Below are 14,915 nucleotides of genomic sequence, written 5' to 3' on the forward strand. Positions count from 1 at the left end.
ATAAGTTGTGTGTTGTTGTGAAGTAAATTAATTTGTTGTGTGTTGTTATGTGTTGTTGTGTGATTAATTATATTTATGATGATTATTTCATAATTGGAACCCCTTTCGGGGTTCTTTTTTTATGTCTTGTTATATTTACACCATTTTTTTTGTTAAATTTAATAATTATATTAATATTTATAAGCTTTTTATTTAAAATATAAAAATATTGTTGTTAAAATCCCCCTTTAAGGGTAGAATTAATACATGAACTTTAAGGAGGTGAGTATCTAGCCTATATTTTAGGTTAGAGTTATTATGAATGATAATGAAATGAATAAATGTAATTGTGGTTGTGGTGATATGGAAGAGAATCAAGGAGGCACCTGTGATTGTGGACACGATCATGAACATCATCATGATCATGAAGGCTGTGACTGTGGACACGACCATAACCATGAAAGCTTTGTGGTTGATCTAGAGGATGAAGAAGGTAACATAATTTCCTGTGAGGTAGTAGATGCTTTTGAATATAAAGACGGAGAATATGTTTTAGTGCAAAATCCAAATGATGGTTCTGTATATCTTTTTAAATCCGTAGGAGAAGAAGGAGAACTAGTAGTACCTGAGGATAGCGAATTTGAAGAGGTAACAGCTTACTATCAGCAGCTTAGCAGCGAAGAAGAATAATTCTTACAAAACAGTGCATACAGCACTGTTTTTTTTTGCAATAATATATACTGCTTAGTAAGTTTTATAGAGTAAAACAATCAAATTTGATATACTATTATAATGAAGGAGGAGATACAGATGGAAAAACTTGCGATTTTTGATGTGGACTATACACTCACAAAAAAAGAAACTTCTATAGAATTATTTAAATACGTCTTAAAGAAGGACCCTAAAAAGATTATCTATTTACCAAGAGCGTTATTTTCAGGTTTATTGTACATTATGGGAATATATGACGAGAAAAAATCAAAGGAAAGCTTTTTTAAGTTTATTGATGGTTTAGAAGAAGCTAATATGGAAAAGCTAGTAAAGGATTTCTACAGGAATAGGCTCAAGAATATTATTTACGATGATGCCATTGCTATGATGAGGAAACTAAAAAGCGAAGGCTGCAAGATTTATTTAATATCTGCTAGCCCTGAATTTTATTTGAAGGAATTATACTCTTTGGAAATAGTGGATAAAATAATTGGTACTCGGTATGCTTGTACTGGAGGATTTCATTCTAGGACACTTGAAGGACTTAATTGCAAGGGAGAGGAGAAGGTAAGAAGATTAATGGAGGAGCTTAAAAAGGATAATATAAAGGTGGATTTTAAAAACTCCTATATGTTTTCGGACTCATTATCTGATAAACCTCTCTTTGACTTAGTTGGTAATGCATTCTTAATAAATTACAAAAAGAACCATGATACCATAAAAATTTTAAGATGGAAGTAGGTGAGTACTGTGGAAAAGGCTATTTTGAATTATTATGCACTTAATGGAACTATTACACCAGTTAGAGAGTTTTCAATTCCTGCTGAAGGATTCAAGGTTTATGAAGTTGTTAGGATAATAAAAGGTACTCCACTATTTATGGAAATGCATATCAATAGATTAACAAACTCTATGGAAATAGCTAAAGTAAAAAGTAGCTTAGATATAGCTAAGGTTACAGAAATATTTTATAAAGTTATTGAAGCAAATGGTAATATAGATGGCAATATTAAGCTAATTATTAATTTTTATGGGGATAAAGAGAATTATTATGTATATTACATACCTCATAGTTATCCTGAAGAAAAGCTTTATAAAGAAGGGATTCACACAGTCTTATATAATGGTGAGAGAAATAATCCCAACGCTAAGGTTATAAATGCTACTTTTAGGAAGGTGTTGGATGAACAGTTAAAAGAGAATAATGCTTACGAAGCCTTACTTGTAGATAAGCATGGAAGGGTAACAGAAGGAAGTAAATCCAATGTGTTCTTTGTTAGAAATAATATTTTAATCACCCCCCCTTTGGAGCAGGTTCTTCCAGGAGTAACAAGGGCGAAAATATTAGAGATTGCCAAGGAAAATAACATAGAGGTACAGGAAAAGTATATTAATAAAAATGAACTCAAGGAATATCAAGGTGCTTTCATATCTGGCACTTCTCCTAAGGTTTTACCTATTAAATCCATAGACTCTATAAAAATTTGCTCAAGTGATAATTTTTTAGTTAAAAAAATTATGAAACTCTACGATAATAAAATAGATAAATATATCAATAATTAACTTATTTTGAAAAGTGGTGAAGGGTGTGAAGGAATATACCTCAAGTAATCTAGAGAAATGCTTAGAGCTAGCGGCCTTAGATTTGCAGGTAAATAAGAACGAAATTGTCTATGATATTTTAAAAGAAAATAAAAGCTTCTTTAAAAAATCCATTACAATAGCCATAAAAGAAGCTGACTTTTTAGTTGAGAAGGAAAATGAGAGGTCTTCTCCTAGAAAAGAAAGGTTATTATACCTTGAGATAAGTCCCTGCAAAACAGCTGCTTATCTAATAGTCCAATATGATGGGGACGACACACCATCAGATGAGCTATTTACTGAAGAAGAAGTACTTAAGCTTATTGAGGATAAAAAAATTAATGTTAATAATAGTGTATCCTACTCAGAGTTAATAAAAGCAAGTGGACGATATATTATAGCAGAAGGGGTAGAGGCGGTAGATGATGAGGAGGATATTATAGAATTAAAATTTCATTCATCTAAAGGCATAAATGATTCTGAAAGCTCTATCATAAAATATAAAGAAAGATGTGCTATTGAATCAGTAGATAAAGGAGATATACTTGCTTCAATAAAAAAAGGTAGGATTGGTCATAATGGTAGAGATGTTTATGGGAACGAGATAAAGCGAAAGAAAGCAAAAAAGCATTTATTTAATGCTGGTAGAGGATGTTTTCTTGATGATTCTGGAAATATAATAGCTTCAGTGTCTGGCAAACCATCCTATAAAGCTGGAACTATAGAAGTTAACGAATATTATGAGCACAGAAAAGACGTTGACATAGGAAGTGGTAGCCTTTTTTTTCAAGGACATGTAAAAATATATGGTTCAGTTCTTCCTGGCATGACTGTTGATGCTAAGGGTGATATAGAAATACTTGGCTCAGTGGAGGAGGCTAATATCACAGCATCGGGGGATGTAATTATCCATGGTAATGTTTTAAGGTCTAAAATAGCTGCAGGAGCAAAAGATAATTACAGGATAGGTCTAATGAGAATTTACAAAGATTTGGCCACTAGCTTAAGTGAAATGAAAAAGGTAGTTGAGGATATAAAGAAGTACAAGCTCTTAGGTAATGATAGAGATGATGGACAGATTATTAAAGTACTTTTAGAAAGTAAATTTCAAAGGATAGACAAGGATGCTAAGGAAATCATATCTATTTTAGCTAAGAATTCCTCTAATGATCTTCCTGTGGAGAATTTTATTAAAAAGAAACTTATAGGACTAGGACCTATTACTATTAAGGATTATTTAGAGTTAGATACCATGGTAAAGGTATTGCTCTTAAGGGTTAAAGAATTGCATAATGAGCTCCGTATCAGAGCAGATATTCATTTAGGATATATACAGGACTGTGAAATTTATGCTACTGGAAAGATAATTATAAAAGGCAGAGGGGAATATCAAAGTATACTTACCTCTGGTACGTCAATAGAATTTGCAAGAGGAGCAGTAGCTAGGGGGGGGACAATAACTGCCGCCCAGGAAATTTTAGCTGGAAGTGTTGGCAGTGCTGGAGGAGTTATTACAAAATTATCCGTGGACAGGGCTGGGATTATTAAAATTAATAATATATATCAGAATACAATAATTATTATTGGAGATAAGGAGCTCTGCTTTGATAGTTATCAAGAAAAAGTTAAGGCAAAACTAGGCGAGGATGGTTTTATTAGCATAGAAAATTATTATTAATGGGAGAGATTTATGGAGATAAATGAGGAAAAGATTCTAACCTTTTTAGTTAACGATGAGTATTATGCTGCGGATATTATGGAGGTTGAAAGAATATTAGGCTATGAAGAGCTTACAGCCCTTCCAGAAGCGCCAAGCTATATGATGGGATTAATGAAATATGAAGGAACTGTATTACCTGTAATAAGCCTAAGAAGAAGATTTGGGCTACAAGACGCATTTGATAGTAATAGTAAGATTATAGTAGTTAAAAAGGAAGATTACAGAGTGGGAATCTCAGTAGATCAAGTTATTGAGGTAAGGAGTATAGATAGTACAAGCTTGGAAATGCCTTCTTATATAAGCAGTACCATATCAAATAGATATATTAAGGGGATTATAAAAGAAGAAAGTAGCATAGTAATTCTATTAAGCTTAGAAAACATTCTCACAAGCAAAGAAAAGGAACTAATAGAACAGGGGATATAGCTTATATGGAGGTTAGGGTAGGAATTGCAGATATGAATGTGGTTAAAAAGCCAGAAAAATTAATTACCATTGGGTTAGGTTCCTGTATAGGGGTTGCTCTTTATGATAAGACAACTTCTATTGGAGGCCTATCTCATATAATGCTTCCCTTAAGTTATCAGTTTTCAAATATAAGTAATCCTTATAAGTTTGCGGATTTGGCTATCCCTATTTTAATAAGTAAAATGGTGGCCGTTGGCTCTAGAAAATATAATATTACTGCTAAGCTAGCAGGAGGGGCCTCTATGTTCAATTTTACTGATAAGAGTTTAAATCTAGATATAGGAGATAGGAATATTAAAGCAGTGATAGAAGTATTAGAAAAGGAAAATATTAATATTACTGCTATGGATGTTGGAGGCTCTAAAGGAAGGACTATGATTTTAGATTCCTTTGATGGCAGTGTTCAAATTAAGACTGTAGGTGCAGGGATAAAAGTTATTTAGAAGGGTTGATATTTTGGATGATATTAGAGTAATAGTGGTTGATGATTCCTTTTTAATGAGGAGAATTATTTCAGATATGTTAAATGAAGTGGAAGGGATTACCGTTGCAGCCACAGCAAAGGATGGAAATGAGTTATTATATCTTCTGGGGAAAGAAAAAATAGATGTTATAACTTTAGATGTAGAGATGCCAGGGATGAACGGTATAGAGGTGCTCAAGGTTCTTAAGGAAAGAAAGATAAATATTCCTGTTATAATCCTGAGCAGCTTATCTAAGAATAGCACAGAGCTTACCTTACGATCCTTAGAAGAGGGGGCCTTTGATTTTATTCCTAAACCCTCGGGTGAAATTTCTTTAGATATTATAAGGCTGAAGGATCAGCTTATTGAAATTATATATAATGCATATGGAAGAAAAAACGTTAAAATGATTAATATACCTCCACGCCCTTCGAGTACTTCTCCACTTCTAGGAGAAGTAAGTTTGCCAAAGGCTATTGCCATAGCTGCTTCCACTGGTGGGCCAAAGGCTTACAGCTATCTATTTTCAGAGTTGAATTTTTATATAGATATACCAATATTTCTTGTGCAGCATATGCCCAAAGGCTTTACTAAGACTTTTGCAGAAAGACTAAATAATCTATCTCCTATGGTGGTAAAGGAGGGAGAGCAGGAGGAGCTTATTCGGAGTGGAACTGTATACGTTGCTCCAGGAGGTTATCATATGGAAGTTCTCAATGGTCGTATCCATTTGAACGAAGATGCACCGTTATGGGGAGTAAGACCTGCAGCAGATAGACTTATAAAATCCGCTGCTGAATATTATAAGGATGGCCTCATTAGTATTGTCCTTACAGGAATGGGAAGGGACGGTGCAGAAGGAATAAGAATGACTAAGGCCTTTGGTGGCTATACAATAAGTGAAGCAGAAAGCAGTAGTACAATTTATGGTATGTCAAAGGCAGCTTATGAAACTGGATGTGTAGATGAGGTTCTGTCTTTATATAGTATTCCTAAAAGAATAGAGGAACTTTTAGGGGGGAGAAATATATGGAAGTAGTAGAATTTGAAAGCTGGATTCTCAAAAATTTAAATGTGGATCTTTCTGCTTATAAACCAGCACAGCTTCATAGAAGAATAAAAAGCTTGATGAATAGAATTGGCGTCGATAATTATGTAGCATACACTGAACTTATAAAAAGAGATGAAGCTGAACAAAAAAGATTTTTAAATTATATAACCATTAATGTTACTGAGTTTTTTAGAAATCCTCAGCTTTTTTTTGAACTACAGAAGAAGATAAAGGAAGAATTGTTAGTTAATAATAGAAATTTAAAAATATGGAGTGCTGCTTGCTCACAAGGGGCTGAGCCATATTCTCTAGCAATGATTATGAAAGAAATATCACCTCATGGAAGACATGAGATAATTGCCACAGATATTGATGAACCAATTTTAGATAGGGCTAAAGAAGGTAAGTATGCATATAGCGAAATAAAAAATATATCAGAAGAACTGTTAATCAAATATTTTAAGAAAAAAAATGAAGAATATTATATAGAACCAATAATTAAAAATATGGTAGCTTTTCATAAGCATGATTTAATTCTAGATGATTATTTCAAAAATATGGATTTAATTGTTTGTAGAAATGTTGTTATTTATTTTAATAGCTCTATCAAAAATGAAATTTATAAAAAGTTTCATAGTGCTTTAAAAAAGGGTGGATTGCTTTTTGTAGGGGCCACAGAGAGTATATATAACTACAAGGAGCTTGGATTGGATAAGGTAGGAACTTTTATATACAGAAAGATATGAACCTTATATATAGAATGAAATAAGGAGTGATTATATGGATGTTATGCAATACATGACAATGTTCCTTGAGGAATCTCTGGATAATCTACAGAATCTCAATGATTCTCTGCTTCACCTAGAACAATATCCTGATGATGTTAACAGAATAAATGAGATATTTAGACTTGCACACACCCTTAAAGGAATGGCTGCTACTATGGGCTATACAAAGATGGCTGAGCTTACTCACAAGATGGAGGATGTATTATCTTCTTTTAGAGATGGGCAGCTAAAACCTTCAAAAGAAACTATAACGGTGCTATTTCAATGTCTTGATGTACTAGAAAGATTGATTAGAAGCATAGAAGAGAATAACACTGAGGACTATCCTATAGAAGACATAATATATAAGCTTGATGAAGTTTGTCTTTGTAATAATGATGAAGGTCATGAAACTAAGATTAAAGAACCACAAAGATTGCCTAAGATTATATTAAATAATTATGATTTAAATGTTCTTATTCAGGGGGAGGAAAAGGGATATTCATCCTATGAGGTTATTATTACCTTAAGTGAAAAGACTTTATTAAAATCTGCAAGGGCCTTCTTGATATTCAAAGCACTGGAGGAAAAGGGTGAAATAATAAAATCTGAACCAACGGTAGAAGAAATAGAAAATGAGAACTTTGACACTGAATTCAGTTTAATTTATGTAACTATGCTTCCACCGATAGATATAGAACAAATTCTTTATAATATTTCTGAGGTTCAAGAAATTACTGTATTAAAGCTAATGGATGGGAGCTGTGATAGGGAGCTGTCTATTGGTGAACAAGAGATTATACCAAAAGAAATTAATAAAGAAGCAGTGGAGCAACGAAATAGTAAAGTTGGAGTTATCGAAAGTAAAAAAAATCATCAGTCTATAAGAGTTGATATTGAGAGATTAGATTTATTGATGAATATGGTATCTGAGCTAGTTATTCATCGTACAAGATTAGAGCAGTTAAGCCAGAGCTATAAATCGGCAGATATCCATGAAACCCTGGAGCAGGTAGGAAGATCCACATCGGATATACAGGATTTGGTTATGAAGATCCGAATGCTTCCTTTAGAAGTGGTATTTAATAGATTCCCTAGAATGATAAGAGATTTATCCGTAGAGCTCAATAAGGATATGGAATTTATAATTGAAGGTGCTGAAACAGAATTAGACAGAACAGTGATAGATGAGATAGGAGAGCCTCTTATTCATCTCATTAGAAATGCTGCTGATCATGGAATCGAGGAAAAAAATTTAAGAGAAAGCCTTGGTAAAAAGTCTAATGGTACTATAAAGCTAATAGCATATCAAGAAGGAACAAAGGCAGTTATTAAAGTTGAAGATGATGGTTCAGGATTAAACCTGATGAAGATAGCAAAGAAGGCTCAAAGTATTGGGATTGATACTACAAATATGACAAAGAAGGAAATTGAAAATCTTATATTTATTGAAGGCTTCAGTACTAATGATAAGGTTACAGATCTCTCTGGTAGAGGGGTAGGAATGGATGTAGTGAGAACAAAAATATCTTCCTTGGGTGGAACTATAGAAGTGAGTAGTCAGGAGGGGTGTGGTACAAGCTTCATTATTAAACTTCCTTTGACGCTACAGATTATACAAGCTTTACTGGTTAAGGTGGAGGAAGAGACCTTTGCAATATCCTTAGGGTATATAGATAGAGTAATTAATTTTAATAAAGATATGGTGAGAACATCTAATGGAAGAGAGATAATTTTATACAGAAATTCAGTAATTCCATTAATTAGACTTAATAAAGTGTTAAGACTAGACGATATATATGAAGGAAAGCAATTTGTGATTATTGTCAAAATAGGTGAAAAAACCTCAGGCTTGCTTGTGGATAGTTTGCTAGGACAAAAAGAAATTGTGATTAAGCCCTTGGGAAGAACATTAAATACAATGAAGGAATACATTGGTGCAACAATATTAGGTGATGGTTTGGTTACATTAATATTAGATGCTGCAGCGCTTGTATAAAAAGGAGACCCATTATGGATTACAGAGCCTTGAGTTTTCTTCAGCTGGATGCTTTAAGAGAGGTGGGGAATATTGGTGCTGGAAATGCAGCTACAGCCTTATCTCAGCTTTTAAATAGAAAGATACAGATATCAGTTCCCAATATTGATGTTATTGATTTACAGCAATTAATGGATTTCTGTTCTGAAAAAATTGTAGTTGGTGTTATGGTAAGGGTTTTAGGTGATACTCCTGGAAACATAATTATTATCTTTGAAAAAGAAAAGGCAATTAATATTATAGAATTCTTAACAGGTAATAAAGAAAAGGAGTTCAGTGAAATAGGTGTTTCTGTTTTAAATGAGATTGGGAATATAGTTGCTAGTGCCTATATGAATTCAATAACAAAATTTACAGGCCTTAATTTACTTCCGTCAGTGCCAGCAATGGCTTATGACATGTTAGGTGCAATCTTATCGACGATGGTTTTAGAAGCAGCACAATATGAGGATAAGGTACTTGAAATAAAAACAAATTTTATAGGGAACATGGAGACAAAGCCCATTGGTATAATAAACACAGAAGATATAGGAGCTGATTTTTATTATATACCTAAGCCTGGCTCTTTAGAAAAAATTCTAGGGGCTTTGGGAGTAAACTAAAATTGGAGGGAATAAGATGACAAAAGTATTAATAGTTGATGACGCTGCATTCATGAGAATGATGATAAGAGATATATTAGAAAAAAATGGCTTTGAGGTTGTTGGGGAAGCGAGCAATGGAATAAAGGCTGTAGAGCTGTATAAAAAAGAGAAACCTGAAGTTGTAACCATGGATATTACCATGCCTGATATGGATGGTATTGAAGCGGTAAAACAGATTAGAGCCTTCGATCCTGAATCAAAAATCATTATGTGCAGTGCCATGGGACAGCAGAGCATGGTTATGGATGCTATAAGGGCAGGTGCTAGAGATTTTATAGTAAAACCCTTTCAAGCGGATAGGGTAATTGAGGCTATAAGAAAAGCCATTGGTTAAGGAGAAAAAGATGCAAATAGTTATTTTTAATGTAAACAATGAACAATTTGCCATAGAAGCAAACCAAGTGGAAGGAATAAATGAAATATTAAATATTACAAAGGTACCCAAGTCACCGGATTATGTTTTAGGGCTGATTAATTTAAGAGGAAATATTATAACTATACTAGATATTCATAAGCTGCTTAATATGCCAAAGGATAATTCCTCTGAGAATAATATTATTATTGTTAATGTGAAAAATGAGGTTATTGGCATTGTTGTAGATCAAGTGGACGAAGTCATTGAGATTGAGACTTTGAATATTAAAAATGATGAAATACAGGAAAGATATATTAAAGGAATAATACAGCTTCAGGATAGAATAATTACATTGATTACCTTAGAAGAAATAATAAACTAATAAGAGAGAGGGGAAGAAATGGCAGAGGTATTATCACAAAATGAAATAGATGCGCTACTATCTGCTCTTTCCTCTGGAGATATTATAGCAGAGGATATGATTAAAGAAGAGGAGAAACAGAAAATCAAGGTATACGATTTTAAAAGTCCTCAAAAATTCTCGAAGGAGCACGTAAGAACCCTTGAGCTTATACATGATAACTTTGCTAGAATTATATCCAATTTTTTAACTGCTCAGTTGAGAACAAATGCAAAGGTTAACTTAGTTTCTGTACAGCAAATTACCTACGAAGAATTTATCCGGTCTGTACAGAATCCAACAATACTAACCTCCTTCAGAATGGCGCCTTTAAGTGGAAACATTTTATTTGAGACAAACCAACAATTTGCTAATCAAATATTAGATGTATTAATGGGGGGGAGAGGTGATAAAAGGCTCAAGTTAAGAGATTTTACAGATATAGATAAAAATATTATTAAGAATATAAACTTAGGATTACTTAATAATCTTAAGCTAGCCTGGGAAGATATTATGGAGGTAGAGATTGAAGTAGAAGGGGTGGAAACTAACCCTGCTTTAAATCAGACTCTAGCACCTAATGAACCCGTTGCTTTAATAACCTTTGCTGTGGAAATGGTAAAGAGTAATTCCTTCATCAATTTATGTATACCATATTTAAGTATCGATAAATATTTAGATAAGCTTCTGGTTCAATATTGGTTTAAAGATAGAAGTGAAGCAGATATTAGTCATAATCAAGAGGTTATTAAAAAGAGCATAAATAATGTAGAAGTTACCTTAAGCGGACTATTGGGGATAACCAATATAACTGTAGACGACTTTTTGAAACTGGGATTAAATGATGTAATTACCTTAGATAGTAAGTGTACAAGCCCTATTATAGTTAGAGTTGAGGAAGAACATAGCTATTATGGAAAGCCTGGAATCATAGGAAAAAAATACGGTATATCAATCTTAGATATAATTGATAAGGATGTGTTAGAGGATGACTAATGATTTTTTATCCCAGGAAGAAATAGACGCTCTCCTAAGCGGAGCTTCCCATGGGTCGATTAAAGAAGAAAATGCTGAAATAGATGAAAGGCTTACGGACATGGAAAGTGATCTGTTAGGTGAAATAGGAAATATATCTATGGGATCAGCAGCAACAGCTCTATCTCAGATTATTAATAATTCTGTTAGCATAACTACCCCAGTTGTAGAGGTTACCTGTATAAGAGAGCTTAGAAAGAGTTTTAAGGTGCCTAATATAGTGCTAGAGGTAGAGTATACCAGCGGTATATCCGGTAGAAATATACTAGTGATGAAGACAACGGATGCTTCTGTAATAGCTAATCTAATGATGGGCGGGGATGGTGAGGTTTCAAGTGATAACCTTTCTGAGCTGGAGGTGAGCGCTGTTCAGGAAGCGATGAATCAAATGATTGGTTCCTCAGCTACCTCCATGGCAACAATGTTATCAAGGGGGATTAATATATCTCCTCCAACCTCTACCATCTGGTATAATAAGCAAGAATGCTTTTCTAAAGAAATAACAGAGGATGAGCCTATTATTAAAGTTAGCTTTAGGATGACTATTGGCAGTCTAGTAGATAGTAACATAATGCAGATACTTCCTGTTTCCACTGCCAGGAAAATTATATCTATAATGATGGGAACAGAAGGTTCTGAATCAAAGCCTCCCGTAGAGATGGATTCAGTAATAAATACTAAGCCTATAGAAGTAACAGATTATAAGGAAGAGAAGGAAATAATAGTAGAGGAGGAAAAAGTGAAAATTATGAAAGCTGAATTTACTCCCTTAAAAGAAGAGGTATCATATCCTTCAAATAAAAATATAGAGCTAATTTTAGATGTACCTCTAGAAATATCAGTAGTTTTAGGTAAAACTAAAAAATCTATCCGTGAGATATTAAATCTTGGGGTAGGTTCATTAGTAGAGTTAGATAAATTAGCTGAGGAACCAGTGGAGATACTAGTTAATGGTAAAAAGGTTGCACTAGGTGAGGTTGTTGTGGTTGATGAGAATTTTGGAGTAAGGATAACCAGTATTGTAAGCGGCGCTGATAGAGTAAGGACCTTAAAGGAATAAGGAGACAATTTGTCTCTTTATTCCTTTTAAATTAAATTTCTTTAAACTTAATATAGTGATAAATAGAAATAAATACACGGAAAACCAATGATTTTACATATAAACTAAATAGAATTATTGTCGATAATTAATTAAGAAGATATCTATGGAGGTATAAATAGATGAATATAAAAGGTATTGGTTCTAATAATATCATAAGCCTTTATTCTAATGTACAGAAAAAACAAGAGAATGTAGCCTCGGAAGTTAAGCAGGATACTATAGAGCTTTCTTCCATTGGAAGAAGTTTAAGTTCAATAGATATGCAAGACTTTAATGTGAATAATGATATAAGAGTTGCAAGAATAAAAGAAGAAATATCAAAAGGAACATATAATATAGATGCAAAACTTACAGCTCAAGGTATATTAGATGCTATTAAAGGGAGAGAGTTTAAATAAAAATGATAAGATTAAAAGAATTAATGGAAGAGGAATATAAGGCTCTAATGGAGCTTTTATTATTACTAAAAGACCAATATTTTATTTTATTAAGTGGTGAATCCATTCCGCTAGATATGATTACTGAAAACATAAATAATGCAAATAAGTTAATTGCTAAGAAGGAGCTTGTAAGAAGAGAGTATCAAAAAGAAAATAATATTAATCTGCAAGGAGTACTAAAGGAGAATATTGAAATAGATAAGCAATATAAGGATATAAAAGCTTTAATTTATGAGCTCCAGACTCAAAAGGAAGCTAATGAGCAGGTTCTTAAGCAGAGATTAAATTTTACTAATAAAATCCTTACTTTAATAAATCCTAATAGAAGTGTTAGTACCTATGACGCTAGAGGAAATTTCAGGAGATAGGAGTGTTAAAATGGCAGGATTATTTTCCACCTTTAATATATCTAGAAGTGGATTAAATGCACAGCAGACAGCATTAGATGTAACATCTCATAATATATCAAATGCTAACTCCGTAGGCTATAGTAGACAAAGGGCAAGAATGGAGGCTTCAAAACCACAAACGATAAATAATCTAAGCTTTCAAGGTGATCAGCTAGGAACAGGTGTCCAGGTGGCAACTATAGAAAGAATAAGAGATAGCTTTACTGACTATCAAATCAGAAATGAAAGCAGTACCTTAAGTGCTTATGCATCTAAGAGTAACTTCTTAACACAAGTAGAAGGTATTTTTAATGAACCTTCAGATACGGGGATTTCAACCTTAATGGGAGAATTTTTTGATTCCTGGCAGAAGCTATCTAAGGATGCTTCCAGCTCTAATGCAAGAACAATAGTTGCTCAGCAGACAAAGACGCTCACTGATACTCTGAATGATACAGCTAAAAAGCTTAAGGAATTAGAGGATAATGCAAGAACCCTTATAAAAAGCGATGTAATCAATATAAATTCTGTTTTAAATCAAATAAATGATTTAAATAAACAGATAAGGTCAGTGGAAGTAATGGGGAGCAATGCTAATGATCTCATGGATAAAAGAGACAATCTCCTGGATAGCCTTAGCAGCCTCATGAATATTAATGTTGAAAAGAACTCTCTAGGAGGTGTTACCGTTACTCCAGGGGATAAAACCAATATGCTGGAGTCAGACTTAGTAACTACAACAGAAAAGGATACAAATTTTAGGTTTTCATATATCAGTTCTATAGTGAAGGACTCAGAGGCCCCTAATGACTTCACTTATACCATAAGCTATTATAAGCTTGGAGATATGCTAAGTGAAAACAATAAAAATACAATTAAGGTCTCTGGTATTTCTGAAAAGGAGTTTGAGCAGTTAAATGAAGGTAGAGTTTTGTGGGCTAGTGTCGATGGAACTGCAGTAAAGGCTGATGGTACTAAGATAGCTAATAATGGCAGTATAGAGTTTTCTGAGCTTCAGCTGTTTGCTCCAAGCTCTGGTGAGTTAAATGGTAATATAACAATTCAAAAGGATATACAGGATTATCGTACACAGCTGGATAAATTAGCTCAGACCTTAGCTTATGCCGTTAATGGTATTCATAGTGGTAAAGTCGATGGAGAGAAAGATGCTTTACCGTTTTTTGTTAATGGTTCTTTGACGAATTCAGCACGTCCTTGGGAGGGTGAAAACACCATAACTGCAGAAAACATTACAATAAATAAAGAGATACTTGAAGATGTAATGAAAATAAAGACCAAGACAAATGATCACCTATTTGATCATACTAAGGATAATAATATAGATGGTGAGACAGATGGCTCTAGAGCTCTAGCCATAGCTACACTGGCAAATACCCTTATTAGGGTGCAAGGGGTTTCAGAAACCATAAAAAACCGAAAGGATTTCTTCGACCCTTCTAAAGGAGCAGAATTAAAAGATAATGGCATGGTGATTGAAAGTAACATCAATGGAATGACTTTAAATAGCTATTATCAAGATACTATAGACAGATTAGGTATACAAAGTCAACAGGCTCAGAGAATAGTGAATAATGAAAATGCTTTGTTAGATTCCTTGACTGCTTTAAGAAATAGTATTTCAGGTGTTTCATTAGATGAAGAAATGGCTAATTTAGTGCAATATCAGCACGCATATCAAGCAAATGCAAAGGTCCTAGCTACAATAACAGAGCTGTTAGATGTTATTATTAATGGACTTATATAATGGAAG

The 14,915-nt window shown here is 33.4% G+C and carries 17 protein-coding genes; all 17 read left to right on the plus strand.

The window, feature by feature from the left end:
- Positions 1-297: 297 nt before the first annotated feature.
- The 17 genes from ACPWSR_RS15375 to flgK all read left to right on the plus strand — a co-directional run bounded on the left by ACPWSR_RS15375 (position 298) and on the right by flgK (position 14,909).
- A complete protein-coding gene (locus tag ACPWSR_RS15375) occupies positions 298-669 on the plus strand; it encodes a DUF1292 domain-containing protein (protein ID WP_426349105.1) in 372 nt (123 codons plus the stop codon).
- A gap of 120 nt (positions 670-789) precedes the next feature.
- Complete coding sequence (locus ACPWSR_RS15380; RefSeq protein WP_426349106.1) at positions 790-1,431, plus strand: HAD family hydrolase; 642 nt, start codon at positions 790-792, stop codon at positions 1,429-1,431.
- 9 nt (positions 1,432-1,440) lie between these two features.
- The gene (locus ACPWSR_RS15385) at positions 1,441-2,253 is read left to right on the plus strand and encodes an aminotransferase class IV (protein ID WP_426349107.1); all 813 of its coding nucleotides are present in this window, start codon (positions 1,441-1,443) and stop codon (positions 2,251-2,253) included.
- 25 nt (positions 2,254-2,278) lie between these two features.
- Complete coding sequence (locus ACPWSR_RS15390; protein WP_426349108.1) at positions 2,279-3,949, plus strand: FapA family protein; 1,671 nt, start codon at positions 2,279-2,281, stop codon at positions 3,947-3,949.
- Between the two features lie 12 nt (positions 3,950-3,961).
- Entirely contained in the window at positions 3,962-4,417 is a 456-nt protein-coding gene (locus ACPWSR_RS15395) for a chemotaxis protein CheW (protein ID WP_426349109.1), read from the plus strand.
- Between the two features lie 5 nt (positions 4,418-4,422).
- Entirely contained in the window at positions 4,423-4,902 is a 480-nt protein-coding gene (locus tag ACPWSR_RS15400) for a chemotaxis protein CheD (protein ID WP_426349110.1), read from the plus strand.
- Positions 4,903-4,915: 13 nt separating this feature from the next.
- Positions 4,916-5,962, plus strand: coding sequence for a protein-glutamate methylesterase/protein-glutamine glutaminase (locus ACPWSR_RS15405; protein WP_426349111.1), 1,047 nt, complete (start codon positions 4,916-4,918; stop codon positions 5,960-5,962).
- Complete coding sequence (locus ACPWSR_RS15410; protein ID WP_426349112.1) at positions 5,953-6,720, plus strand: CheR family methyltransferase; 768 nt, start codon at positions 5,953-5,955, stop codon at positions 6,718-6,720. Before ACPWSR_RS15405 ends, ACPWSR_RS15410 begins: the two co-directional genes overlap by 10 nt.
- A 34-nt stretch (positions 6,721-6,754) precedes the next feature.
- Entirely contained in the window at positions 6,755-8,740 is a 1,986-nt protein-coding gene (locus tag ACPWSR_RS15415) for a chemotaxis protein CheA (RefSeq protein WP_426349113.1), read from the plus strand.
- 14 nt (positions 8,741-8,754) lie between these two features.
- The gene (locus tag ACPWSR_RS15420; RefSeq protein ID WP_426349114.1) at positions 8,755-9,381 is read left to right on the plus strand and encodes a chemotaxis protein CheC; all 627 of its coding nucleotides are present in this window, start codon (positions 8,755-8,757) and stop codon (positions 9,379-9,381) included.
- A 16-nt stretch (positions 9,382-9,397) separates the two neighbouring features.
- On the plus strand, positions 9,398-9,757 hold the full coding sequence (locus ACPWSR_RS15425; RefSeq protein WP_426349115.1) for a response regulator: 360 nt from the start codon (positions 9,398-9,400) through the stop codon (positions 9,755-9,757).
- A gap of 10 nt (positions 9,758-9,767) precedes the next feature.
- Complete coding sequence (locus ACPWSR_RS15430) at positions 9,768-10,160, plus strand: chemotaxis protein CheW (RefSeq protein WP_426349116.1); 393 nt, start codon at positions 9,768-9,770, stop codon at positions 10,158-10,160.
- An 18-nt stretch (positions 10,161-10,178) separates the two neighbouring features.
- Entirely contained in the window at positions 10,179-11,174 is a 996-nt protein-coding gene (gene fliM / locus ACPWSR_RS15435) for a flagellar motor switch protein FliM (RefSeq protein ID WP_426349117.1), read from the plus strand.
- The gene (gene fliY, locus ACPWSR_RS15440) at positions 11,167-12,273 is read left to right on the plus strand and encodes a flagellar motor switch phosphatase FliY (protein ID WP_426349118.1); all 1,107 of its coding nucleotides are present in this window, start codon (positions 11,167-11,169) and stop codon (positions 12,271-12,273) included. The genes fliM and fliY overlap by 8 nt, the downstream gene beginning before the upstream one ends.
- 161 nt (positions 12,274-12,434) lie before the next feature.
- On the plus strand, positions 12,435-12,713 hold the full coding sequence (gene flgM, locus ACPWSR_RS15445; RefSeq protein ID WP_426349119.1) for a flagellar biosynthesis anti-sigma factor FlgM: 279 nt from the start codon (positions 12,435-12,437) through the stop codon (positions 12,711-12,713).
- Positions 12,714-12,715: 2 nt separating this feature from the next.
- Complete coding sequence (gene flgN / locus ACPWSR_RS15450; protein WP_426349120.1) at positions 12,716-13,123, plus strand: flagellar export chaperone FlgN; 408 nt, start codon at positions 12,716-12,718, stop codon at positions 13,121-13,123.
- Between the two features lie 10 nt (positions 13,124-13,133).
- Positions 13,134-14,909, plus strand: a complete 1,776-nt coding sequence (gene flgK, locus ACPWSR_RS15455; RefSeq protein WP_426349121.1) for a flagellar hook-associated protein FlgK — start codon at positions 13,134-13,136, stop codon at positions 14,907-14,909.
- The last annotated feature ends 6 nt before the right edge of the window (positions 14,910-14,915 follow it).

The sequence above is a fragment of the Alloiococcus sp. CFN-8 genome, assembly GCF_049943125.1.
Lineage (GTDB): Bacteria > Bacillota > Clostridia > Clostridiales > Clostridiaceae > JAEXZL01.